General features: G+C 45.8%; 19 protein-coding genes. 3 read left to right on the top strand and 16 right to left on the bottom strand.

Annotated features, from left to right (window positions below):
• Window positions 1–33: 33 nt before the first annotated feature.
• Window positions 34–882: a 2OG-Fe(II) oxygenase gene (locus ACX0G9_RS19610; protein WP_459066651.1), complete on the top strand. Its 849-nt coding sequence runs from the start codon at window positions 34–36 to the stop codon at window positions 880–882.
• Between the two features lie 22 nt (window positions 883–904).
• Here the strand turns inward: ACX0G9_RS19610 and ACX0G9_RS19605 are convergent, their stop codons facing one another.
• The 16 genes from ACX0G9_RS19605 to ACX0G9_RS19530 all read right to left on the bottom strand — a co-directional run bounded on the left by ACX0G9_RS19605 (window position 905) and on the right by ACX0G9_RS19530 (window position 24184).
• The gene (locus ACX0G9_RS19605; RefSeq protein ID WP_459066650.1) at window positions 905–2578 is read right to left on the bottom strand and encodes an ArnT family glycosyltransferase; all 1674 of its coding nucleotides are present in this window, start codon (window positions 2576–2578) and stop codon (window positions 905–907) included.
• 34 nt (window positions 2579–2612) lie between these two features.
• The gene (locus ACX0G9_RS19600) at window positions 2613–3362 is read right to left on the bottom strand and encodes a glycosyltransferase family 2 protein (protein ID WP_459066649.1); all 750 of its coding nucleotides are present in this window, start codon (window positions 3360–3362) and stop codon (window positions 2613–2615) included.
• Window positions 3363–3568: 206 nt separating this feature from the next.
• On the bottom strand, window positions 3569–4210 hold the full coding sequence (locus ACX0G9_RS19595; RefSeq protein WP_459066648.1) for a phosphatase PAP2 family protein: 642 nt from the start codon (window positions 4208–4210) through the stop codon (window positions 3569–3571).
• A gap of 124 nt (window positions 4211–4334) precedes the next feature.
• Window positions 4335–5465, bottom strand: a complete 1131-nt coding sequence (locus ACX0G9_RS19590) for a TIGR03364 family FAD-dependent oxidoreductase (protein WP_459066647.1) — start codon at window positions 5463–5465, stop codon at window positions 4335–4337.
• Between the two features lie 11 nt (window positions 5466–5476).
• Window positions 5477–6790, bottom strand: coding sequence for a DUF5690 family protein (locus ACX0G9_RS19585; RefSeq protein ID WP_459066646.1), 1314 nt, complete (start codon window positions 6788–6790; stop codon window positions 5477–5479).
• Entirely contained in the window at window positions 6787–7500 is a 714-nt protein-coding gene (locus tag ACX0G9_RS19580) for an HAD family hydrolase (protein WP_459066645.1), read from the bottom strand. The genes ACX0G9_RS19585 and ACX0G9_RS19580 overlap by 4 nt, the downstream gene beginning before the upstream one ends.
• 36 nt (window positions 7501–7536) lie before the next feature.
• Window positions 7537–8112: a phosphonate degradation HD-domain oxygenase gene (locus ACX0G9_RS19575; RefSeq protein WP_459066644.1), complete on the bottom strand. Its 576-nt coding sequence runs from the start codon at window positions 8110–8112 to the stop codon at window positions 7537–7539.
• 15 nt (window positions 8113–8127) lie between these two features.
• Window positions 8128–9294, bottom strand: coding sequence for an alkaline phosphatase family protein (locus ACX0G9_RS19570; protein ID WP_459066643.1), 1167 nt, complete (start codon window positions 9292–9294; stop codon window positions 8128–8130).
• Between the two features lie 90 nt (window positions 9295–9384).
• The gene (locus ACX0G9_RS19565; RefSeq protein ID WP_459066642.1) at window positions 9385–11037 is read right to left on the bottom strand and encodes a SusD/RagB family nutrient-binding outer membrane lipoprotein; all 1653 of its coding nucleotides are present in this window, start codon (window positions 11035–11037) and stop codon (window positions 9385–9387) included.
• Between the two features lie 51 nt (window positions 11038–11088).
• On the bottom strand, window positions 11089–14490 hold the full coding sequence (locus ACX0G9_RS19560; RefSeq protein WP_459066641.1) for a SusC/RagA family TonB-linked outer membrane protein: 3402 nt from the start codon (window positions 14488–14490) through the stop codon (window positions 11089–11091).
• 288 nt (window positions 14491–14778) lie between these two features.
• On the bottom strand, window positions 14779–15348 hold the full coding sequence (locus tag ACX0G9_RS19555) for a helix-turn-helix domain-containing protein (protein ID WP_459066640.1): 570 nt from the start codon (window positions 15346–15348) through the stop codon (window positions 14779–14781).
• A 50-nt stretch (window positions 15349–15398) separates the two neighbouring features.
• On the bottom strand, window positions 15399–17312 hold the full coding sequence (locus ACX0G9_RS19550) for an alkaline phosphatase (protein ID WP_459066639.1): 1914 nt from the start codon (window positions 17310–17312) through the stop codon (window positions 15399–15401).
• 139 nt (window positions 17313–17451) lie between these two features.
• Window positions 17452–18963 carry a RagB/SusD family nutrient uptake outer membrane protein gene (locus ACX0G9_RS19545; protein ID WP_459066638.1) on the bottom strand — a complete coding sequence of 504 codons (1512 nt, stop codon included), beginning with the start codon at window positions 18961–18963 and terminating at the stop codon, window positions 17452–17454.
• A gap of 19 nt (window positions 18964–18982) precedes the next feature.
• Entirely contained in the window at window positions 18983–22468 is a 3486-nt protein-coding gene (locus ACX0G9_RS19540) for a SusC/RagA family TonB-linked outer membrane protein (RefSeq protein ID WP_459066637.1), read from the bottom strand.
• 24 nt (window positions 22469–22492) lie between these two features.
• Entirely contained in the window at window positions 22493–23491 is a 999-nt protein-coding gene (locus ACX0G9_RS19535; RefSeq protein WP_459066636.1) for a FecR family protein, read from the bottom strand.
• 87 nt (window positions 23492–23578) lie between these two features.
• Complete coding sequence (locus tag ACX0G9_RS19530; protein WP_459066635.1) at window positions 23579–24184, bottom strand: RNA polymerase sigma factor; 606 nt, start codon at window positions 24182–24184, stop codon at window positions 23579–23581.
• Window positions 24185–24484: 300 nt separating this feature from the next.
• Between ACX0G9_RS19530 and ACX0G9_RS19525 the strand changes: the two genes are divergently transcribed.
• Both ACX0G9_RS19525 and ACX0G9_RS19520 read left to right on the top strand, forming a co-directional pair.
• Window positions 24485–25324, top strand: a complete 840-nt coding sequence (locus ACX0G9_RS19525) for a UDP-2,3-diacylglucosamine diphosphatase (RefSeq protein WP_459066634.1) — start codon at window positions 24485–24487, stop codon at window positions 25322–25324.
• Window positions 25325–25354: 30 nt separating this feature from the next.
• Complete coding sequence (locus ACX0G9_RS19520; protein ID WP_459066633.1) at window positions 25355–26392, top strand: glycosyltransferase family protein; 1038 nt, start codon at window positions 25355–25357, stop codon at window positions 26390–26392.
• The last annotated feature ends 429 nt before the right edge of the window (window positions 26393–26821 follow it).

Here is a 26821-nt window from a genome sequence, read left to right as displayed (position 1 = left end):
CTACCTTTGCCCCCAAACCTAAAAAATCCAAAATTGCCAACCACGACCCAAATATTTGACTATCAGACCTGGAATAACCATCTTGACGAACTCAGTAAAAAATATCGTGGTGCCAGCCCTTACCCGCATATCGTCCTGGAAAATTTCCTCAATCCTGCTGTGCTGGATAAATGTATAGCCGAATTCAATACCCTGAATGAGACAGACGGATGGATCAATTACAAGCACTATAATGAAGACAAACGGGGCCTCAACAAGCTGGACCTGCTGCCGGAGACCATTAAAGGGACCATCAATGAATTAAATTCCCCGGAATTTCTCCAATGGCTCAGCACGATCACCGGCATCCCCAATCTCCTGAAAGATGACGGGCTGGAAGGCGGAGGCATTCATCAATCCACCCGGGGGGGCTACCTGAATATTCATGCAGATTTTACGGCCCACCCCCATCAGCGCAACTGGCAACGACGGGTAAATGTGCTGGTCTATCTGAACCCGGACTGGAAAGAAGAATGGGGAGGCAAGCTGGAGCTTTGGGACAGGGAAATGAAGGCCTGTGAAGCGGCCGTATTACCCATCTACAACCGTTGCGTAATTTTTAGCACGGATGCAGATTCCTATCATGGCCATCCGCTGCCGATGACTTGTCCGGAAGGAACATTCAGGAGATCGATCGCCCTGTATTATTATACGATAGAAGACAATCCGCTTCGTAAGGCTACCTATTACCAGGCAAGACCCGGAGATGGCAACAACAAGATCCTGGTGAAGCTCGATAATACGCTGATATCCATGTATACGAGCGTTAAGCGGAAACTGGGTATCAACGACAAGGTGATCAGTAATATCCTGCGTTTCTTCTCGGGCGGAAAAAAGAAATAAATCAAAATGAAATAAAGGCTCGTTATTTCGCAGGAGTCTGCGGCACTTCCCTTTTCAGAAAAACAAAACCGTTCTTCCGGTATAATTCTTTGAGTTCGGTATATCCTTTATAATTGTCTATACGGTCAACTTTAGAGACAAAATAGGCAGGTTTGTCGATCGGGCCGGTTAGAAGCCACTGTTCATCATATGAATTCAGGTTGACAGGTTTTTCTTTATGGGAATAAAAAAGCTGGGCATAACTGCCATATCCCAACGTATTGGCATAACAATCCTCTCCCTGTCTTTCGATAAAAAAATCGACGGCAGCCCCCTGGGAATATCGTTCCACCTTCGGAACAATGATGGCCGAGGCGCCAAAAACCACCAGGGCCGTTCCCGTAAAAAAAACGACGGCGGCCTTTGTATAGGCGCGGTGTTTCAGACTGCGCAAACCAACGATTAGTGTGACTACCAGTAAAAGGCCGACTATTCCCTCCAAACCCGTCCAATGTACATCTGCCGCCATATTGCCCTGGGCAAATTTATCCTCTACATAAGGAATCAGTTTTTTAATATTCATCGCGATCAGCGGGGCCGCAAGGAGAACAACCGCGATAATCCCACCCAGAACGCCTGCTAAAATACCTGCATATTTTTTATAGGTGAGTTCTTTACGTTCCCATTTATAAAAGGTATACGCTGCTAAAAAGGTTACCGGGAACCAGGCCAGGGAAGAATAATGTATGATCCTGGACTGAACGATGGTGAATAAAATGGTCACTACCCAAAAAAGAATGAGCATCCATTTCTTAAAATCCTTATCGAACCGGCTGGTATAAGAAGACCGGAAAAAAGAAGGAATGGCAAAAAGAGAAGCAGGAAAACAACCGATGAGAATCACGATATAATGATAGCCGAAAAATCCCGCCTGATCAGCGTCATGAGTGGAGAACAGCCGGTATTGGTATTTCAGGAACTGGGTTATGAACCAGGGTCCGTTTTTCGCCGTCTCATATCCATACCAGGTAAGGGTAACCAGCGAAGCAACCACTAAAAACAAGAGCGCATGCCCCCAGCCGAAATAAAAACGAAAACGATTATAGATCAGGTAAACACCCAGGGTCAGCAGGAACACCATTAAGGCAACCTGTCCTTTCATTAAAATGGCCAGTCCCATAAAAATACCAGACCAGACCACATAGGTGAGTTGGGTCTTTTTTAATCCTTCCTTATCGAATTGATTTCTTTTCCAGTGGTATAAAATAAAATTATAAAGGGAAAGAAAGATAAAAAGATTGAACCAGGGATCGATAATTCCCGATTTGAAATACATATTCGGAAAAAGGGAGCCTCCATACGCAAGCGCCCAGAGAATACCGAATTTTCGGTCATAGATCCTGCTTCCGCAAAGAAAGACCACGATCAGGGTAACGATTCCGCAGATAGCATTGGGGAACCGGGCTGCAAATTCAGTTACACCAAACCATTTCATGGAGGTACTTTGCATCCAGAAGAACATCGGAGGTTTTTCCCAGAAAGGTTTGAAATTGATATAGACCCGGGAATAATCGTCCAGTTTGATCATTTCCCTGGAGCATTCGGCGAAGTTTATTTCATCCCAATCGAATAAATGGACCCTACCCAGGAAAGGAATAAAAATCAGGGCGGAGAGTATTGTTATCAGAAGAACGGTGGTAGTCTTATTTAAACGCATTTCCGGGTTGATTATGCCGCAAATATATAGCTTATTAATTGAGGGGCTTATACATCTTGCAGCTCATAATTCCCCATTTACAAAGCCGGTGAACGATGGAAACTTTTAATACGCCCAACCCATAAACTACGCTGCGGCTGAAATTGATACTGGATGCTTCTTCAAAATAGCGGGTAGGGCAGGTGATCTCTGCGATTTCATAACCCAGGTAAATGATCTGGGAAAGCATTTGATTATCAAAAACAAAATCTTCGGAATTGATATCGTAATTTATCTTTTCCAGCACTTCACGGGAGAAGGCCCGGTAACCGGTATGGTATTCTGCCAGTTTTTGCCGGAGCAATATATTCTCGATAAAAGTAAGGAGACGATTGAAGAAATATTTATATAAGGGCATTCCCCCATGAAGGGCTCCTTTACCCAGTGTACGGGAACCCAATACCACCTGGTAAACATTGTTGGCGATAAGCCAGGCCATGGAAGGGATGAGTTTGGGCGTATACTGGTAATCCGGATGCAGCATAATGACGATATCCGCACCGAGCTCCAGGGCTTTATTATAACAACTTTTCTGGTTGCCGCCATATCCCCTGTTCTTATCATGTTTGATGATATGGGAGATTCCTAATTCATGGGCCACCGCAACGGTTTTATCATTGCTGTTATCATCAACAAGCACTACATCATCTACAATATCAAAGGGGATCTCCCCATAGGTTTTGCGGAGGGTTAGCGCTGCATTATAGGCCGGAAGAACGATCACCAGTTTTTTACCTTCAATCATAAGACATCTTCATTAAAATATCACAAAATTCCCTCATAACGAATTTGTTGGAGGAAAATTGACGGCAAACCTACATTAAAATGGCGAAAACCCCTAACCTACCCCCCAGCCCCCTAAAGGGGGAGTGAAGCAAGTTCCTGTTATTTCTGTATCCTTCGTTCATGTCAATTAATTCTTTTAAAATCTTCAGTAATTTCACTCCCCCTTTAGGGGGCTGGGGGGATCACTCCCCCTTCAGGGGGCTGGGGGGTAAAAAACCAATGGATCAGGACAGATGATGACACGCCGATAAAGGAGCCCACCAGAACGTCTCCCAGGAAATGCTGCCCGAGATAGATCCTGGAATATCCTACTGCTACGGCACCCAGCAAATAGGCAATATTCCATTTTTTATTCTTTTCGAATAAGGCCAGTAACGTAACGAGGGCAAATATAGAAACGCTGTGGCCCGAAGGAAAGCTGCTAAAACCTACATGGGTAACCCCGTCGATGAAATAGGGGTATTGTCCCTGGTCAAAAAATTGTTTGGGGCGGGGCATGGAGAACAGATTTTTCAACACCTGGGCCACCAGCGAGGATACCAGGAAAGCTGTCATCACCTGCCAGGCCTGGGACCAACGGCGGAGGAATAATAAAATAAGAAAAATAATAATGGTGAAAATGCCATCGCCCAAATAAGTAAAATAAACGAAGAAGGTATCGAGGCGGTTATGATGATAAGGGTTAAGGTACAAAAAGGTCGCCGCCTTTCCACTGGTTAGGAGGAACACCAAACCCAGGGTGAAAAAGAACAGAAATCCGGTAAAAAAAAGACTATTGGCAACAATAATGGATCTTAGTTTATTCATATCCGCAGATGGTGCCAGCCTTCATACCGGCATTCTGCAAATTTATGCCATTACGCCATACTAACACCACACATTACCATCCATTATTACCATCCTCTCTACCATCCTTTTTCACAGTCAGGTCCTACAAACCAGCCACTAATTCTTCTGCAAGACCGAAGGACAGGGTCATACCGGCACCGCCAACCCCGTTAATGACATATACATAAGGTTCCGGCGAGAAAAAAAGATCGGCGGCCCCGTCCGTAAGCTTTGTGTAAATGCCATTCCAGCTTTCGGAAAGGGACCAGTCTTTGAATTGGGCAAATTTCCGTAGATAATCCAGGATCATTTTATTGATAAAGTCCTTATCGAAGGGGTCGTGCGTAAGGCCATATTCATGAGAATCACCAATAGTCAGTTCTCCTTTTCCGTTCTGGGAGACCATCACATGAATACCCCATTTCAGGTAGTCCGCCATTTCTGCGGCATAACGTTGTTTTAATTGGGGAAGAGAGGCAGCAGCCTTAAAACTGTTATAATGGATAAGAGACAATCCGCCGCAAAGGGCTGGTCCGACACGCCAGTCACCGGGTTGAGCTACCAGACGCATCATCTGTAATTTACATTTGGTAACGGGCTTGGCGGAAAAATGTTCCGGATAGAGCGTTTCAAAATCCGCTCCGTTACAAATAAAGATCAGATCGGCCTCATGTTCTTCTTCATTGCCAATATATACTGTCTGATCAGAAATATAAGAAACGCATTTCCCCCAATGGAACGCTACGTTTAATTTTTCCGTGAGCCAGCCGGGTACGGCTGCGATGGCTTCCCGGGGGTCGACGATCAATTCGTCGCCGCTATAAAGCCCGCCCAGCAACCCATCTGCAACGACGGCCTCAGAACGGGAAAGAACGGCTGTTTTATCCAACAATTTTACCGGCCTGCCTTCTTTTCGAAACACTTCGTATAATTCCTGCAAAACCTGCCATTCGTCCCCCTCATAGGCAAGATGGAGACTACCTGCCTGTTCATGCCAGCATTTCCCTGTTGAGGCAATTTCTTTCCATACATCCCGGCTGCGAACGGCCCTGTCATACATTTTCCCGGCAGTCTGACCGATCGGCCAGATCATCCCAAAATTCCGGATAGAGGCGCCCACGGCCCTATCAGAGCGTTCAAACAGCTTTACTGAAAACCCCCTCATTGCCAAGGCCCTTGCCGTTGCCAGGCCAACAATTCCTGCGCCTATGACGATAGCCGATCGTGATTTCATAAATTATTTTTTTAACCTTCTTTCAAAGCCGGGTCCTTCCGGTAGATCTTTGCATAGAGGACGGAGCCCCATAATACCAACAGGATCCCTCCCACCGCGGCAACATAGAACATGCCGGTAAAAAAATCGACCCAGCTGTATTTGATCTTTACGAACTCCTTTACCAGCAGTACGACTACCGTTCCCAGGTACCCGAATGCATCGGCAATATAGATTAGGAAACCAACGTTCCCCGGCACTTTATAAGCTGCGAGCATACGTTCGAAATAAAAACAATTGTAAGGAACATAACCCAGGTAGAGTCCTGCGGAAGCACTCACGATCCAGGTCACGGGGGAGATCAGGTGAAGATGAAAACCAATAGTCGATCCTGCAGCCAGCAAAAAACCGCCGATAATGATCACATTATTTAACTGAAAGGCTTTATAATTATTTTTTATCAGAAAAAATCCCCCGATCACTGCCAGGACGATCAGCGAAACGATGGTACCGGTACGGGCAAAAACATCCGCATTATTCTTAAACCCGGTTTCAGCCCATAATTCATTGGCAAAATCCTCGGTGAAGTCACGGAGGATAGTAAGCATGACATAAGCTATTACGACGGGGATCAGGGCATAACCGAATTGTTTTAAAAAGTTTTTACGTTCCTGTTTGCCCATGGGAAGGCGGATCGTCCGGCTTGCGATATCTTCCGCGTTCGGAGCCGGTGTTTGATTTAAGAGCCAGGTACTCACCAATAATGGCCCTACAAAGACTGCACCCGCGGCAAAAGGCATCCACCATTCGGTAACATGCCCATAAAGCATCAACCATTTTCCCACAGTTTTAGCGAGACCCGAAGCGAAAATAAAACTGGTTGCCAGAATAGCACCCATCAATTCGGTGACCCTTCTTCCTTCCAGGAAACCGAATACCAGGCCCCAGACCATCCCCAACGGCAGCCCGTTGATGAACATAAAAATAAAATTATAGGGAGCCGGCACAAGACCAAACAACAACAGGGATACCCAGGAGGTCAGGACCAGTTTGACAATAAACCCAGCCCTTTTATCCGGCTGCATCGAGGCGATAAAACGTATCCCGTAGAATTTGCTGAACATATAACCGAATACCTGCGAGATAACCAGGACCACCTTATAGGAAATACCAAATAGATGGATCCCTTCAAAAGAAGCAGCGGTATAGGGTTTCCTGAAACCGTACATACAGGTATAAACGACAAAAGAAGAAAGGGAAACATATAACACGAATACCCATGCCGGTGATTGCTGCAACCACGCCCGGATCGCCAGGATCCTGTTCGTTGGGTTGACCGTCATCATCCCTCATGCTTTTCGATAATGGGCAGCAATTCCCGGATATCGTCGATTATAAAATCCGGAGAATATTGTTCCAGCTGGGAACGGGTATAAGCTCCGGTGGTAACGCTGACCACAAGGGCGCACCCTGCATTCCGGCCTTCCTTTACATCCACCTCCGTATCTCCTACTTTCAGCACATTTGCGGCGGAATGAATATCAAGATCCGCTATCAATGATTCGATCATATAGGGAGCAGGTCTCCCCTGTGGTACTTCATCGCTGCAAATGACCCGGTCGATCCCTGCCTGTCCGTTATTCCAGTGAAGACGTTCCAGGATTGTATTTGTAATGGCCCGGGTGAACCCTGTGTTCAGAGCAACCTTCAGCCCTTTTGCCTTCAGTTTGGAAAAAACTTCTTCGACATGCGGCAATGGCTGCAGGTCCTTGTCGGTCTGGTAAAAAGCTACCATTTTCCCTATAAAAGCTGAATGGATCTTTTCAATCAGCTCCTGACCTGCTATGGATGCCGTATCGATCTTACCATCGGAGAACTTTTCCAGCAGGATCCGTATAGCGTCGATCTTACGAAAACCCATTACTTTTTTTACGTCCTCATTGGGTATTTCAAAACCGGATTCGCGAAAGGCCGCAATAAAAGAATCCGCCACATTTCCTTTGTCCAGCACCGTAGTGCCCGCTATATCAAAAACGATCAATTGTATGGCGCTCATTTTTCAGAAAGGTGTTTATTATATTTCGTTTTTTTATTACTTGTTCGCCTCAAGATGATGCAGCATCATTTTCCTGTAGTGCTGAAGATCGGGAAGAGGCTTGTTTTCGATCTTTGCCTGTTCGTCCCATTTACGCATGTTGATGATCAGGTCAAAAAGCGGATATTTTTCGAAGGCGGCCGCTTCTTCTTCGGTCATCGGGCCGCCCTGGTATTCGAGTGTTTTTTTGCTGGCTTCTGATAATTGGGCATAATAGGAAGGGTCTTTGATGGTGAGATATCTTTTTGCTTCCACATGCGACTCCACCAGGCGGGCAACTTTTTTTGAAAATCCTTTTTCACGCAGGAAGTCAGCCCCGATCTGTTCATGGTCCTTGATGCCGAAACCATCCATTTCATTATCACCCTTTGCCGCTTCGCTGATATGTCCGATATCATGCAGGAAGGCGGCCAGGATCACTTCTTCATCATGGCCCTGTTCTTCGGCCATTTGGGCGGCCTGAACCATATGTTCCAGCTGTGTTATCTTTTCTCCTGCATATTCCGCTCCGCCATAATTTTCATACATGTCGAAGATCTCATCTGTAATTTTAAGGGCTTGTTCCGTATTCATACTGCTGATTTTATATTAAGGCAAAACTGACCGGACCGGTTCTGCGGATCCCTGATCGGGTTTGAAATCAAAACCCAACAGGGCGGCGATGGTGGGTGCCCACTGTTTCTGATACAGCTGTGTTTTGGTGGTCACTTCCCCTGCCGGCTTTGTGTCCGGTCCGATAACCGCCATCCAGATCTCCTTTGAATCCTCCACTTTTTGGCCATGATCACGCCATTGACTTTTGATCTTATCCCCTCTTCCATGATCGCAAGTGATTATTAAGGTCGTTTTATCCTTATAACGAGGCATGGATTGCAGCTTATTCCAAAGATCGCCGATCATCCCGTCTTCCGCATGGGCGCTGTTCAGGTATTGATCATAAAGACCTGCATGGGCGAAATCATCCGTTTCATCAAACGCAATATATAACACTTTTGGTTCGTATGCATTCAGGTATTCCTTTCCGGCAAAATAAGTAAGAAAGTCCTGTCTTACGCCAATAGGCCTGGGCGCCAGAAATTGCATTTCATTAACAAGCTGCAGGCCTTTGGAAGAAAAACGAAGGGTATCCACATCGGAATTAACATAGATCCCGCTGCGCCCGGCATTCAAAATATAGGGAAAAACATCCCAGGTGCTGAATGCAGCTACTTTTCCGGCATATCCTTTTTGTTTGTTAATAAATTCCAGCACATTGGTATTTTTATTCAGCACCTTATCATTGGAATTTACGGCCGTATCCGGATAGCCGGTAAAGATCTCGTTATAACCCGGGTAAGAGAACTTGTAGGGATTGGCAACATCTACCTGGTTACCCAGGGTTCTGTTTCCATATAATTGACCATTTTTTTGTAAAATTCCCCAGAAGAATGGGAAAAGTTTTTTTCTTCTTTCCTGCGTATCATCGCTCCAGAATCGTTTTTTCAGTCCATCCTTATCCTGGGTATAGGCAGCATTATTCAAAAGAGCGGAATCCGCTCCTCCGAAAATTTCCTGCCAGCGCATTCCATCCAGGGTAAAGATCACGAGGTTCTCAGTCTTCCCGGGTGTCTTTCCCGGTATCTTCCCCGGCATCCTTTTTTGGGTCTTCTCCTGAGTAATTTGCGGCCCCTGCTGTGCAGAAACAACGGAGGATCCCATACCGGTTACCAGGAAGGAAAAGCAAAGACAGGCAATTGTTTTTTTAACAGCTCTCATATTTTAAATATTTAACCGAAATACAGGGCCGGCTCATAAGAACCGGCCCTGTCGGAAAGATCATTTCATGGGTTATTTATAATATGTATTTTATTTAACCAACCAGATATCCGTATTGATATCGTCCTTGCCACCAAACTGGCTTTGCAGGGCAGACGCATAATTGGTGCCATTGGAGGTGATCTCATTGGAAGGGTACTGGAACCTTCTGGGGATCACGCCTCCGTTCCCGGTTCCGGGACCTGCATCAAAAGCCGGTACACCGGTTCTGCGCCACTGGTAATAGGCCTGGTAGCCGGAATTACGGGCATAGGCCAGATATTTCTGCAATAAGATCTGGTTTAATCCCTGCGTATTATTGCCTTTATAGTTAATCGTATCCTGTGCAAAATAGTCTGAAAAATTAAAGGTTAGGGGATAGGTGATCTCGCCGGAAGAACCTTGGAGCGTCACTATATTGGCGCCATCTGTGATCCCGTAAAAGGCGAACTGAGCCTTCACCCCATTCATATACCACAATCCGGCATCCCCTGCAATCCAACCCCTGTTAATTGCTTCCGCAATGGCAAAACAAACTTCAGGATAACTGAGGATATAGGTAGGCTCTGCCGTAAAGCCGGAATAAAAATGATTACGGTTATACAAGGAAAGCCTTTTTTTCTGGATCTGGGCAGCCATAGTACTTAAGTCCTCTCCGGAGGGAGCACCGACATAAGATTTATAGGAAGTATCCGTAAACGTTTTGTCAAAACCTACCAGGGTGGTATCCTTTCCGGCGATGGTCGTATCCTTATCCTGTAATCCACGGGCTGGCTCGCCGAGTACCATACAACGCAGGTCATTTAACCGGCCAAGGGTGGTCTCCAGGGTCGCCGCCAGGTTCAGACGCAGCTGATTATTTCCCAAGTTATTGATATTATCGGGATAATAATTATAGGTGCTGTTATAGACATATTGCAGGTTATCCGTATTTGCCGTAAAGATGGGATATTTGGCCGGGTCGCCGATAATAGTTGCGAACTGCTGGGGAATATTCATATCCGGGTCGGAGGAGGCCTTTTTACTTAATTCGATCAATACCCGCAATTTGTAACTATTCACTACCTTCTGCCATTCGGTCAATGCACCCAGCGTAGACAATGCATTATTAAGTCTTTCTTTATAATAAAAATCACCGGAAAATTCGAAGTAACCTGGTGCTACACTTAATAGGGGTAATTGACCTGCCAGTAAGGTATTGGCAGAATCGAGCCACAGCAAGGACTGTTTGAATATATCCTTCTGGGTATCATATTTAGGCGCAATATTGGTTAATCCCTGTAACGCATCTTTCATGGGCAGATCACCTACCTTTTCGCTCATGCTCACAAAGAAAAATGCCCGGAGGAATAAGCCTAAGGCATGGTAGGGATTATTGTCGGATCCTACGATCCTTCTGGCTTCCGCTTCCATGGCTATCACGTTATTCAGGTCATTGTAATTCAACTTAGCACTCCCGGTCCAATATTCGTTCGTTCCGTAATAGGTATAATTTGAACAGATATACTGGCATTGTTTGTCCTCATTTCCACCGGGAAATACGACAATATCGTTCAGAATAGAACGGAGAATTGTGCCGGGAGGGACCTGGCCAGGCAAGGGCTGGTTCCCGTTCTTTGAATAATTTTCGAAGTTTTTTGAACATCCGGAAGCAAAAACCAGGATGGACAGGGAAAGTATGTGGAGGAATTTTAATGATTTCATTTTCTTGTTTTTAGTACTTGGCGATTTTTTTATTGACCGTCACCGATCCTCTTAGAAAACAACATTTATATTCAGCCCATAACTTCTTGTCGTCGGGGTCTGCAGTGATTGTTCCCGTTGAAACTGATTGGACTGGTTACGTCCCGGAAATTGATCCACATCTATATCATGGAAATCACTGGGAAAGAAATACAGGAGATTCCTGCCCACCAGGGAAATATCGACCTTACTGATAAATGATTTCTGAAAAAGACGCGAAGGCAACGTATAGGTTATCACCACTTCCCGGAGTTTGGCATATGTTTTTTTCACGCTCGTATGCTGTGCATCGTTATAAAAACTGCTTACGTAGTCCTGTACCCAGTTGGTTGTGGAATCATTGGGGGCAAATGTCAGGGATTTAGCATTGTTGATCACCCCGGTAACCGGATCGTATCCGATATTCTTGGCACCACCCGCTACTTGTACCCCGTCGCCGCCCAGGATTGGTCTGCCGCTGGCATCTCTTGCGCCCCGGTCATGTTTATGATCGGCATCGGAACCGAAATAACCGGCATCACCCCAATGCTGCGACTCATACAAACGGGCCTGGCCGATCACGCCTGTTACCGTATTCTCCCCACGACCGCCTTCGGTCAGTTTACGTTTCACATAATCACCAATCGTTCCGCCGAACATTCCATCGAATTGGAAAGAAAAAGTGAAGGATTTATAGGCGAACTTGTTATTGATACCCCAGGCCCAATCCGGATCGCTATGTCCAAACTTCTGTTGCTTGGGCAAATAGATCGGTAGTCCCGATTCATTATGAATGACCTTCCCGTCGGGTGTCTGCGCTTCGACGGTAGCATATAACTGGTCTACGCGATCACCGATCTGGTAGGGATAACCGGTTCCATTCGAAATCTGTTTTACTCCACCTGGGAATTTGGAGTATACCTCTTTATAAGTAGACCAGTTGACGAGTACATCCCAGCGGAAATCTTTTTGTTGAATGACATTTCCTGTCAGGGACAATTCGGCCCCGGTCCTTTTGGTAGTCAGACCATTTGTAGTGATATAATTCAAGCCGCTGGTCTCAGAAACCGGTTGATTGGAGATTTGGGGACCATCCTTATATTGAAAATAAGTGGCGCTCAAGGCCAGGCGGTTCTTCAACGTCCGGATATCAAAACCAAATTCAAAATTACTACGGGAAGAAGCCTGGACTGACTTAACCACCGAATAACCGGGAGCGGTTGCTCCTATCTGGTTATTATAACCATAGGTCGTGGAAAAAAAAGGAGTGGCCAGGTTATAGCTTGGGCCATCATAGGGCGTTAAATAGGTATTCCCATATCCTACCGGGCTGGCGGCACCGAGGGCCTGGAAAGAAGAGCCGATCAAAGCGGTCGTACCACCATCCTTTACATTGGCATAACTTCCTCTGACCTTGAGGAAAGTGATTTCCTTGGGTAAGTTGATATAATCAGAAAGGACTGTACTCAAAGACACCGAAGGGTAGAAATTGGTGTTTTTAAGGTAGGGTGGAATGGCTGAACTCTTATCCACACGACCTGTTGTCGAAATGGTAAAATATTTTTTGTAAGTGAGATCTACCGAGTACAATGCACTTAGCATTAGCAAGTTTGAATTGTAGGAATATGCCCGGGTGGGTAAAAAGGAGTTGGCAAATGAATAAAGACCCGGAACGATCAACTGATTCGTGCTGGTGTAGCTCGATCCGTATTTCATATTACGGGCAGAACCCCCGGCATTGGCACTAATCGAAAATCCGGAATTAGCTAAATTTTCCTTACTATAATTTACCAACAGATCGGTGGTATTTTCCCATAAGTCACGACGGTCTTCCCGATAGTTACCGTGGTTATGCTCGTCACCGTATGGATGAGCAGACCAGGGCAATTTTTCTGTTCTTAAAACATTGTATGTAGTCACATTGGAACGCAATAATACATTCAGATCCTTATTGATTTTATAGGTTAAGCCGAGCCAGCCATACAGATCATTCTTGTAATGACCTCTCAGCCATTCATAACTCATGAAATAGGGATTCTGATAACGTTTGTACTCCACAAAGTTAGATTGAATCCCTTCTTTACCGGGTTTCCAGTAATTTATGATTCCAGGATCCTTTACATTCCAGTCGGCTCCCGTCCAGATATCGATATCATAGATCAGGCTGTTGGGTCCATAGTTTACATCCGGAATATTGGGAGTGAACTGGCGGTTATAATTCAGATTACCTTCTATCTTGAACCTATCCGAGATCTCATAACTTTCGATCAGGTTCAGGTTTACCGTATTTAAACCGGTGTTTGGCGTGATACCATTCTGATAGGAGCTGGAAACGGACATCCGCAGATTGGAACGATCGGTCACGGATGAAAAACTAATATTATTTTTGGTGAGCAAACCCGTTTTCAGGAAGTTATTCAGGTTATTTTTTCCCCGCGAGACCCAAGGGGTAGGCTGGATATGGCTGGTATGTACAGAACCGTCTCCGAACTTATAGGAATACAATTGGGTGGGGTCATATTTACCATCATATTGCGGCAGCATCAGGCCTATATCCAGACGCGGTCCCCAAACATCATAGTCCTCATCGTTGGTTCCATCGACAGAATTTCCGTTTGCATTATAGTCACCGAATGCATAGGCCTGATAATCTCCTCCGCCATATTGATTCTGTACTTTAGGATTGGCAATGAAACCCTTATTTAATTGAACGCTGCTGTTAAATTCAACAGTGAATCCTTTTTGATTCCTCTTCCCTCTTTTGGTAGTGATCAGGATCGCGCCGTTAATACCGCGGCTTCCGTACAATGCTGCAGCAGTAGGTCCTTTCAGGACCGTATAGGTTTCGATGTCGTCCGGGCTGATATTCCAGGTATCCGAATTGATGGGAATCCCATCCACTACATAAAAGTTTAAAGGTGAACCTCTTAATAATACGGTAGGGGAAGCTAATAATTCCTGGGTGACGCCCACATTCAAACCGGCCACCTTACCAACCAGGCCATTCATCGGATTGGGCTCGCGTGCTTTTAGCAGGTCATCTCCTTTCACCTCCTGTACCGAATAACCAAGACGTTTGGTTTCTTTTTTAATACCCAGGGCGGTTACCACAACTTCATTAAGATTCCTGGAATCCGTCAGGACAGTGATTACAAGACCGGTATTTTTTGAACCTACCGGCAATTCCTGGCGCATTACGCCCACTCCTGTGATCAACAGGATATCACCTTCTTTGGCTCGTATCGTAAAACTGCCATCCGTTCCCGTGGACGTTCCTGTCTTAGAACCTTTAATGGCTACCGTAGCGCCGGCAACTGGCGACTGGTCTGCATTTGAAACAACATGGCCGCTGACCATGCCTTGTGCTAGTGTAAAAAGGGGCAGCAGGAAGAAGACTGCTAGGGCCCCCATTGCGCGGATAATGCTCTGGCTCATAATTACAGTATGTTTTTAGTTGTTGAAAGCAGGAATACAGGAATAATTATAGGGCGAAATTATCCGGGCAATGTGACGCCAACGTTAGAGTACTTTTAAGTTAATGTTAATTGTTTATAAATACTAAACTTTAGTTCAGTATTTATAAAACTGCTAAAATCATACTAATCACGTATTTAAGCAGAAAAATGAAGCATGGGAAATGGCAATGGGAAAAACGGATATTAACTGCCATGAACTAATGCATTGGTCGCCGCAGCTTAAATGCAGGGAAAGAGTGAAGGGGAATTAAAAAAAGTAAATGATCAGGATCAGGGCTTCCGTATCCCCGATGTTTTTAAGCCGGTGTTTGGCGCGTCCGTCAAAAAAGAGGGTATCTCCCTCGTGGAGTTGAAAGGTTTCTTTTTCAACCTGGTATTCCACGCTGCCTTTTAATATGTATTTGCATTCGAAGGCATCCGTTTGGATCATTTGTTTACGGCTGGCATTTTTCTTTAATTCCAGCATAACGACATCCGTTGCCTGAGAAGTTATACTCCGTGTAAGAATTCTTTTATAGGAAAATCCTTTTACCGGCTCTTTGGAAAAAAGTTTCTCCTGCCCTTTCCGGATGATAAGGATATGACCATTGGTAAGAGAATCCTGCATGTCCTCGAAAAAGGTCTTGAGATTTTCATCCAGAGAATGGATAATATTAAACAAAACAGGAAGAGAAGGAACGGTACGGTTGTTCTCGATCTGGGAGATGAGCCCTTTGCTTACACCAGCTTTCCCGGCCAATTGTTCCAGTGTAATATTTTTCTGCTGTCTTTTGGTCTTGATCTTATCGCCAAGCAATAAAATAAGTTCTTCGTTCATATAGCATCCCCTGTTTAATCGGAAACCAAGGTAGGGAAAATGCGGGTATTCTACAGCCCATATGCTTTCAGGATCTTCGAAAAGATCGCTGTATTTTCATAAACACCTCTGAACAGCCCGGACCGGGGCCCATAAGCAAAAACAGGGACCGGAATGGCGGAATGATCGTTGGTGGAAAACTGACCGCTTACATATCCCTTGGTATAATCGCCATCCAGCAAACTGAGACCGCCCGTTTCATGGTCGGCCGTAACAATAACCAGGGTTTCGCCATCCTTATCGGCAAACTCAAGCGCCCTGCGAACTACCTGGTCGAAATCCATTACCTCGGAAGCCACATAGGGCAAACTGTTTTTGTGGCCCCCATAATCGACCTGTGCCCCTTCGGTCATGATAAAAAAGCCTTCCTTATTGCGGGAAAGTATGTCTACCGTTTTGGAGAAAGCCCGTTGAAGCCAGTCGCCCCGGCCGTCTAACATAGACAATCCCGCTTGTTTTTCGATCACGATCCATTTTGTGCCTTCCCCCCCGGCCTTTACGCTGTCTATAGAAGAAACGATGCTATATTCCGGCTGCAATTCACCCAGGATCTCCGGGCTGAATGCCGATAAGGGTTTAGCCGGCCTAACCGCTTTGGACGGCCGCACTGTTTTCTTCAGGATGGCGACACCGCTCTGGTTATCGTCCCCCGAGCCCATCAGTAGCTGAACCGGGGCATTCTTCAATTCCCTGATTATCGCGATGGAACTATCCCGCTCACGCTGATGCGCATAAAAATCGGCGGGAGTAGCATCGGTAATATCCCCGCAGGTCACCAACCCGGTCCTGATCTTCTTTTTGGCGAGCAGGGCAGGAAGCAAGGTCAGGGGCGCCCCGGTATGGTCCACGCCAACGGCCCGGTTATTTGTCTTTTCTCCCGAAGAAAAGGCAGTGGAACCGGGAGCGGAATCTGTAACATAATTATCAAAAGAGCTTGTCTTGGACAAACCTATATTCTTTATTCCAAAAATATTCAGGGCGCCCCCACTGGCTGTATAACCCGTATATAATTGAGCAAGACCAGTTCCATCACCGATCAGCAGGATGACATTTTTCACCGGCCGGTCCAGGCCATCTGTCTTGTACGTAGGCTGATAGACCATCCCTGCCAGGCCCGGGTCGCCGGTAAAGGTATGAGTAGCCAGCCCTTTTAAGAAACCGCCCAATTCCTGGATATGGTCGGTATTGATGTAATCGACCTGCAGATGCATCAGCTGCGACCAGGCATTGATAAAGTCCGGCGCATCCCAGAAACGGACCGGTTTATGCAGCTGATGAGACTTGGCAATCGCCGCCACTACCTTTTCCCGTTCATCAGCCGGGATGATCCCCTTCCCGTTCCATAGGGTATATTGTTTAAGATCATCACTCAGCATGGCTATCCGGGCCAGGGCATCCGGACGGTAATCAAACGATAAGACTCCATCGAACCAGATAAACGGCGGATAGGAAGGAAAGAGAGATGGATCGGGTCTGTTCCCCGTGATCACCCATTTAACAGAAGGGTTGCCGCTAATTGCGGGATATCTTTTCAGCAGGGCGACCAGCGAATCGACGGTGAAGATAGAATCCGTCTTGATATCGATGAGCATTTGCAGGGTCCGGGAGGCATCGGTAAAAGGATGGCCATTATTTTTTTCAAGACCGGTCAGAAGCGGCTTTAGGTAAAACTCTTCCAGGGTACGTCCCGCCTTAATTTCGGAGGTATCGTGCCCGATAAGCAGCCTGCCGTTCCTCAGCCAGATATCCGCTTCGATGGAGGCAAATCCTTCATTATAGGCCATCCAGAAGGGAGTACGCTGCTCATAATCGTTATGGGAATGCGTATTGGCAATCGAATACTTTATCAGTTGGGCTGTGACCTTTTCGACCAAAACAAGATTTGTTACGAAAACAAAAAAAATAAAAACGAATAGTTTATTCATAAACATAAAAAAATTTGATCCGGCTTTTCGGTCGGCGGACACCGGACAACTGGCTGGCGGCCAAATAACAAGCCGGTTACAAATATAACCGGCTTGCAAAAATAATACGCGTTAATTAATTGTTGTTTTCTTTATTCCTCTACCAGCCCGGATTTTGTTTAATGAGGCCGCCGCTGTTATCGATCTCCACCTGGGGAACGGGCCAAACATCGTTCACATTCGGGTCGAAGTTCCTGCCAGGCCAGATCACGCTTCCGTTATACCCGTGAAGAGCAAGGGAAAAAGCCGCCTTTGCATCACCCCAACGAACCAGGTCACGGAAACGATCTGCCCATTCTCCGGCAAATTCGCAGCGACGCTGGGTCTTTAATTCATTCATATCGGCATTCGTAGTATCGCTAAGACCTGCCCTATGACGGATCGTATTGATCTCTGCATCCGCATTTTTTCCTTGCATCAGTTCGGCTTCTGCCTTTATCAGTATTATCTCCGCATAACGCAGCAAGGGAGGATTCAGTTCGGTAACGGGATGATCGCCGCTCGTTCCGATATAGGTCCCGATCGGATCGGCATAGGAAAAGGGTTCCATATATTTCCTGAACTGGTAACCGCTCAGACTGTTGGTTGAAGAATAAGCGATCTTCTCCCCAAAAAACACAAGCGAGTCTCCGGGTTTCAAAATCGTCACTTCCCTTCTTTTATCACCGCTTTCATAGGCATTATACAATTCCTGAGTTGGCGTATAATAGCCCCAGCCATTGTATTTACCCCAGCCTTTGTTTTCCAGCATAACACCAGGCAGAATGCTGCCCCATCCGTTGCCTTTAGCCGTGCTGTAGGCGCTCCAGATGTATTCCTTGCTCCAGTTACCCGCAATGGTAAATACAGAGGCAAAATCGGGCAATAAGGCATGTTTGCCACTGTTGATCACGCTATCCGCATATTTCTCTGCATTGGCCCAGTCCTTAAGATAGAGATACATTTTGGACAGATAGGCCCAGGCAGCCGTCTTATGGGGCCGGCCATAATCGGTGGCGCCGTAGGTATCGAAATAAGGGAGCAATTGCGCTGCTTCCTTAAGGTCGGCTTCGATCGTCTTGTAATTCTCACCCACATTGGCGGCCCTTGGTATTGCCAGAGCGCTTGGCTTAGCCCTGTCGACTATAGGAACTCCGGCCTTATCATTTCCGTAACTGTAAGCCAGCTGGAAATACATCAGGGCATTCAGGAAATGCGCTTCTCCCAGGATTCTGTCCTTTAATGCCTGATCCATTTTGATGGCCGGCACATTATTAATTACGTCATTGGTCCTTTTGATCACGATATAACGCATCTTCCATTGATCAACCAGGTAGGATACTCCGGAAGTGGCCAGGTTAAAGTTCTTTACGTTCTCCGCTTTCGCATTCCCGCGGCCGGTCACCATATCATCGCTGGCATTAATATACCACATAAAGCCCCGCCCGTAAAACTCTTCCCCGTCGAACTGGTCGTACATGGCATTCGCACCTTTAAGGGCGTCTGATGTTGTTTGCCAGAAATTACCGCTGACCGGTGATCCTTCGGGAGTAATGTCCAGCTTTTTGGAACAACCGTTCAAACTTACCGCGGCAATGGAAAGTACCGTTATCGTATTTAGTATCTTTTTCATAATCCTGAGAATTGCTGTTTTAGAAATTTACATTCAAGCCAACAAATAGAGATCTTGCCTGGGGATAACGGCCTTTGTCGATTCCCTGCTCATCCATACCAACTTCCGGGTCGAATCCTTTATATTTTGTAAACGTCAGGAGGTTATTAGCCGTTACATACAGACGCAGGGAGTTCAGGTGAATCTGCCTGGCAATCGTATTGGGCAGGGTGTAGCCAAGAGTAACATTTTTTATACGCAGATAGGAACCGCTTTCAATGAACCAATCCGATGTTGTGGAGAAGTTTCCATTGGGGTCGCTTAGCGAAACACGCGGAATGGAACTATTCGGATTGGAAGGAGTCCAGGCATTCAGAATTTCATTACTCATATTATAATTCTGGCCGCTCACACTGGCCTGCCAGGTAAGGTATCTCAATCCGTTGAAGAGTTTGTTACCCTGAACGCCCTGTGCGAATATATTCAGATCGAAGTTCTTGTAACTGGCATTAAAACTCAGCCCATAGGTCAGCGCCGGATAAGGATTCCCAGCCACAACCCGGTCATTGGGGGTTATCTGGCCATCGCCGCTCGCATCCACGAATTTCAGATCACCTGGTTTGGCATTGGGCTGGATCTTATTGCCATCTTTATTGGTATAATTATCCACTTCCGACTGGGTTTTGAAAAGTCCTGCGGTTTTTACGACATAATAAGAATACAGCGCATAACCCGTATGTATATACAAGGGAGCAAGGGTGCTCCGGATATTCGAACCGCTGGTATTGATATTATCGAGGCCGCCTGCCAGGGAAACCAGCTTGTTGGCTATTTTCGTCAGAGTAGCGCTGAAGCTGTATTGAAAAGCGGAATTGCCGGCACTGTTGTAGGTAAGCCCTAATTCGATCCCTTTATCCCTAGCCTCACCGCCATTCAGGAATTGCCCGTTATTAACCCCTGCCGTACTTGGCGGAGCCGGCTGAAACACCATATCCTTAGTGCGTTTGACAAAATAATCCGCCGTAAGCGTGATCCTGTTATTCAGGACGCTCATGTCCACGCCAATATTGGATTGGATGGATTTAGCCCAGGTCAGGTCCGGATTGGAGATGCCGTCCTCCGCATAACCGTAGACCTGTGTCTGAACCTGTCCCATGTATGCCGTGACAGGCGCAAGAGGAACTACCGAGGCGTTGATCGGAAGGCTGGCCAGGTTACCCAGAACACCATAACTGCCGCGGATCTTCAGGTTATTCAACCAGGAAAAATGGCTAAGAAAATCTTCCTTGCTGACCAGCCATCCGGCTGATACGGAACCGTAATTGGCAAATTGATTTTTCTGAGCTACCAGGGAAGTTCCGTCCCTTCTGCCGATCAAACTAAGCAGGTATTTTCCATTATAATCATAATTGACGCGGCCGAGATAAGAGACAAGCGCCCACGAATTTTTACCACTTTGGGAAGGGAAAATTTTATTGGCATTCTGCATATACCGGAGGGAAGATCTTTCATCGTCGAAGTCCTGCGCCATGGAATTTAAATAGGTGTCTTCCCGGCTCTGGTAGGAATAACCGCCGAGCACGTTGATATTATGGTTGCCCAATTTTTTCGTATAATTCAGGGTCTGTTCAGCAAGCAATTCCGTGAAAGCATTGTTATTCTGGGTAAGCTGGTTATAATCAAAGATCTTTCCGATCTCCAATACCCTTGAAACGAACTCTTTGTAATTGGAGTTGGATTTGGTGACGGCCAGGTTGGAACGGAAGTTCAGGTCCTTCGTCAATTTGAGTTCCAGGTATGGATTGATAAAAAAGTTGTTGGTAGGATTTCTCTGGTCCAGCCGTTTGAGATAAGCGACGGGGTTGATCACATCTCCGTATGCACCTGCATATTTCGCCGGTAATCCGGCAAAGCTTCCGTCGGAATTATAGGGCGCCACGCTGGGGGGATAAAAAAGTGCAGCCAATAAGGCTCCGGTATAAGGACTTCCGGTATTGGCGCCTGTCCCGTCCGTAAAGACATATTGCATATTCTCGCCGATCTTCAGCCAGGAGTTTAACTGAAACTCAGTATTTAACCGGTAATTATACCGTTTGGCATTTGTATTCAGTACAATTCCTTCCCCATTCCGATAACCGTAACTCAGGAAATATTTGGATTTTTCTGTTCCTCCACTGACACCGATATTGTAATCCTGTACCTTGCCTTTCCGGAAAACATCATCTATCCAGTTCGTACGGGTAATCTGTCCGTCCGGGTAGATACTGGTATTAAAGGCATCCAGTCTCGGCTGGCCGGCATTATCTGCAGCCATATTCATGACATCCGCATACTGCCTGGCATTCAGAGATTGCAGTTTCCTCCATGCGGATTGTACACCTGCCTTGGCATCCACATTAACGGTAGCGGCGCCGGACTTGCCTTTTTTGGTAGTAATGATAATCACGCCACCGGATGCCCTGGCCCCATAAATAGCGGCCGCAGCATCCTTCAATACGGAAATGGACTCTATCTCGTTAGGGTTGACCGGAAAGTTGGAATAAATGGATCCGTCGACCACATATAAAGGCCCTTCCCCGTTAATTCCACCCATCCCTCTGATATTTACACGGGGAGCAGCAGTTGGATCACCGCCTTCATTGGTGACAATCACCCCGGGTGCCTTTCCTTGTAAAGCTTCGGCAACATTATTTAATGAACGGGAAGAAAGCTTATCCAGCTTAACCTCCGAAACGGCGCCGGATATTGTTGATCTTTTTTGGCTGCCATAGGCGACCACCACTACCTTATCCAATTGCTGATCGTTGCGCTCCATGCGGATCACATTATTTCCACCAGCGGTGACCGTAATCTGCCGGGTCTGGTATCCTACCATGGTAATAAGGAGGACTGCCGATTTGTTTTCTGCCTCCAGCGTAAACCTGCCTCTGGAATCCGTAAGTGTTCCGGAAGAAGTTCCTTTTATATAGACACTTGCATTTTGTAACGGACCATTGTCGTCTAAAATCGTTCCGGATATTTTTTCCCGGACTGCGTCATAAGCAGTAAAAAAAGTTACGGGCATCTTTCCTTTGCTCAGCGTCGTAGCGGCACCGGAAACAGAAGAGGCGCCTTCTTCTTTGGCGATATCCATTTTCTTCTTAGAGGAAAAGGTGGTGGCTCCGGGAACGAGCGAAGCACCCTGGTCTTTGGAATAGATCACGATGGTATTTCCGTGGCTTTCAAAGGTAAGCTCTGTTTCTTTTAATAACTTCTGCAACAGTTCTTCAATGGTAACCTCCGTTTTTTCACGAAGCGTTATCTTATATTGTTTGACTTCCGTCACATCGTAGGCAAATTTCACTTTTGCAGTGGAAGCGATTTGTTTTAATACCTTTTCCAGTGGTTGTTTGTCCGCATCTAAACTTATGGTCTTGTGAAGCGGGTCCTGAGCTTTAGAACTGACAGCCCATGCCATCAGGCAAAGTACAAACCCTACACAGGAAAGCATACGGGTAGCCTTCCGCGTTTGCGAAGATTTTTTCATAATTGTCTTTTCTTTAAAAAATGTTTACCGAATAGTAATGGTATTTTCCTGTAACGAAAATTGCACGTGGTTTTTCTCGCCTAATAAATTCAGGATGCTAAGCATTTCCTGTAAACCGATATCGCTTTTTACATGTAGATAATATTGCCCTTCATAATATCGCCGGTATGTTCTGACGTTGATTTTATAATGATCCTGAAGCCATTGTATGACTTCTCCCAGGGAAGCATTCTCCAGGAAAAGGTCCCCGTTGATCCAGCCGTTGGCCTCGCCTGTCAGAACCGAGTCAACAACGGCCCCGTTTTGCCGGGCGGAATATTTTAATCTTTGGGATGGGAGCAAAGTGCCGAGGGTATCCTTTTGTTGGCTCACCATTACTTTTCCGGTCACCACCGAAATCTTTATTTCCTTCGCTGCACCGATCATCTTAACGGAGAAAGAAGTGCCCAGTACGGTGGTAGAAAGCGTATTGGCCTTCACGATAAAAGGGTGGGAAGCGTCTCTTTTTATATCAAAAAAGGCTTCCCCTTTCCTAAGTTCCACTGTTCGGTTTTTCTCAAAATTATCGTAATAAGCAAGCTCCGTATTATCATTCAACCATACAGTACTGCCATCTGGAAGTACCAGTTTTTCTATTTTTCCCTGAACCGCCTTTGCTATCAACTCCTTTGGCGTCCCAGTCACACGGGATAGGCCCCAGACACAACCAAGCACACTTGCGGCAATAGCGGTATATTTTATCCAGGGCATCATTTTCCATTTTCCCCGGATCTTTGTTTCCTGAACGATCTTTTCAACAAGTTGAATTTCGCGAACCTCATTCTGCCCGCCCATCGCGGCAATTACGGGCTTATGGATATTTTCCCTGGTTACCGATCTGTCCGAATCATTACGGAATGTCCATTCTTTCCCGGATAAGGCCTGTTGTTCCATCCAGTCGTGTAGCTGTTGTAATTCTTCTTCATTACATCCCTGGTCCTGATATTTTTCGAGCAATTGCCTTATCTGTTCGGGTAAATTCAAGCTGGTAATTTTAATGGATGTTCTATCGGGATTTGAAGGTCCCTCTTTTATAAGACAAAAAAAAGGAAGGGGTTAACTATTCAAACCCTAAATAAAATAAAAAAAAATAAAAATTAGGGGAAGAGTGTGCAATTTGTCCTTGTACACTGCACTTAGTTTTTTGACGGCGGTATTGAATTGATTACGGATGGTTTGTTCTGAATTCCCGGTGGCCGAAGCGATCTCCGCAATAGTTAATCCCGTGAATTGGTGGGAGATATAGACCTGTTGCATCTTTTCAGGTAATAATTTGGCCAGGGAGCGAATGGTGATTTCGATGCTTTTCTTTTCCAGGAGGTCCGCAGGGGAGGCTTGGGCCTGCTCATCCTTTATTCCTTCCATACTGGTTTGCAAACCCTCAAAGACAATACCGGACTGCCTTTTTTTGGCCAGTTGGTTGAGGATTCTGTTTCTCAGCGCGGTAAATAAATAACCGGATACCGATTGGAGTTCGGGCAATTCTGACCGTTTGTTCCAAAGATGGATAAAGAGCTCCTGAACAATCTCTTCCGCATCTTCTTTATTCTGTACTATTTTATAGCCGTGCTGGAATAAGGGTTCCCAATATTTGTCGAACAGGGAATGAAAGGAGGGATGATCCCCCGATAAGAATTTTTTCCAAAGCAGTTTCTCGAATATGGCTACATCCATCATAATCAGAATTAACGCAAAAGTACAGAGATGCGGTAATGTTTCGGTTACCGGACAAATTAATAAATTATTATGAACCGATATATGTCTGGCCCTTATTTATTTACGCAACCGTTTTCGACCGTTTTCGAATTTTTTCGTCCTTTTTCGTTCCTCATACGGATTGGTCAGACCCTTAAAGAGAATTTGACCCTGTAGCCTGCCATCAGTCGTTAATATTCTCTTTACATAAAAGAAACAAATCCTTAACTCTCGCGTAAACTAATAGTAATAAGTGATTTAGACCTTTGGAAAACCGCAAGAATGGAAAAACGATCCGTAGATGTAGTTGTCCTCTCTGACGTTCACCTCGGAACATATGGGTGCCGGGCCAAGGAGCTTGTCAATTACCTCAAAAGCATCACCCCGAACATACTTATCCTGAATGGGGATATCATCGATGGCTGGCAATTTACGAAACGTTATTTTCCTGTTTCCCATATCATGGTCCTGAAAGAGATCATCCAATGCATCACCAATGGCACAAGGGTATTCTATATCACCGGCAACCATGACGAGATGCTGAGGCGGTATTGTGATATCCAGGTAGGTGGGTTTACCCTTACCGATAAGCTGGTCCTGGAAATCGATAATAAGATGACCTGGATCTTTCATGGGGATGTTTTTGACAACACCACAAAAGGGAGCGCAAAAATATTAGCCAAACTGGGTAGCAGCGGTTATGAATTACTGATCCTCTTTAACCGGTTGGTCAATTTCATATTGAAGTTTTTTGGGCAAGAGCGGGTTTCCATTTCGAAAAGAGTAATGGCGGGCGTAAACAAGGCAGTTAGCAAGATCAACGATTTCGAATTGATCGCTGCTGAGCTGGCCATTGAAAAAAAATACGATTATGTTATTTGCGGCCATATACACCAGCCTTCGAAAAAAGTGGTTGAAACTAAAAATGGAAAAGTTACCTATCTGAATTCGGGCGATTGGGTGGAACATCTTACGGCACTGGAATATCAGCAAAATGAATGGACCATCTACGAGTATGATGAAAAGAAATTCCCGGCTACCCAAACAGTGGAAATGAAACAACCGATCAATGTGATGACGGATGAAATTAATTTTTATATCAATTCGCTCAAAGTAATATAACGGGGGGCTGCGGCCAAAAACTAAAAAGAAATGAAAATACTTTATGCCGTTCAGGCGACCGGAAATGGTCATATCAGCAGAGCCATGGAGATACTCCCTTACCTGGAGCGTTATGGTAAAGTAGATATTTTCCTCAGCGGCGCCAACAACACCCTGCAGCTGGATGCATCGGTGAAATACCGCAGCAAGGGTCTGAGCCTGTTCTATTCAAACAGCGGGAGTCTTCATTACGGCCAGACCATCCGGCAATTCGCGCCCCTTCGGATCATGCGGGAGGTAAAGGATTTACCGGTAGAAAAATATGATCTTGTTCTGAATGATTTCGAGAGCATTACCTCCCTGGCCTGTGCCTGGAAGAAAGTACCCTCGGTAAATTTCGGACACCAGGCCAGCTTTATCTCTCCCAAAACCCCGCGTCCGGAGAACAAAAATGCAATGGGGGAATGGATCCTCCGCAATTATGCCAGGGCCACACAATATATAGGATTGCATTTTAAACAATATGACGACTTTATCCTGCCCCCTGTGATCAAAAGAGAAATCCTGCAGGCCGAGCCCCAGGATAAGGGTCATATTACCGTCTATTTGTCCTCCTACAACGATGCCATTGTCAGCCAATATCTACAACCGCTGAAAGAGCATCGGTTTCATGTCTTTTCCAAAGAAGTCAGGGAGCCGGTCCAGCAGGGCAATATCCGTTTTATTCCTGTCAGCAAGAACGCCTTTAACAAAAGCCTGATCAATTGCAGGGCGATCATTACAGGAGCCGGTTTCGAAACGCCCGCCGAAGCATTATATCTGGGTAAAAAACTCCTGGTGATCCCGATACGCGGCCAGTATGAGCAATTCTGCAATGCCGCCGCCCTTAAGAAAATGGGAGTTCCCGTACTGGACAAATTAGATGCCGGTTTCGGGCAGGTATTTCTGCAATGGATGGAACAAAAGAAAAAGATCACGCTTTCCCTGGATCATTCAACCGAATCCATCGTAAGCTACCTTATGCACAACTGTTCCGGCCGCAAAAAGAACAGCCTGGATCTCCTCTATCCCGAAATGGTCTTTAATTAATAATCATTTACAAGTATAATTCCTCCAAGAATATAAATCCTTCCAGATTATAATTTCCTCGAAGATTATTATTCCTCCAATACACTAAATTTTTCACAAGGGGGATTCCCAAGGGGCCCTGTCCCTTGGGCGCGACGCATCTGATTTTTTTGCCCATGGGGTTATTTTTCTCCGAAAAACCCCATGGGCAAAAAAAAGAGCCACCATCATGGAAATGAAGTGGCTTCTGCATGAGAAATTCAACTCTACATATATAACCATCGATTAACAGGTGGCTAACCAATGAACAAATATAACGGGGTAGTATTACCCTGAGTTTACTGAATAGTTATGCTAATATTAATGTAAGGTTACCTCTGTAGTTGCAGCCGGTCTTCCCGAACGGCGAAAATATGGGCAGCAAAAAGCCCGCCGGGGCGGGCCATGCCA

The organism is Flavitalea flava, assembly GCF_054461575.1.
Note: the sequence above shows the minus strand (reverse complement) of the source record. Positions and strands in the feature narration are given on the sequence as shown.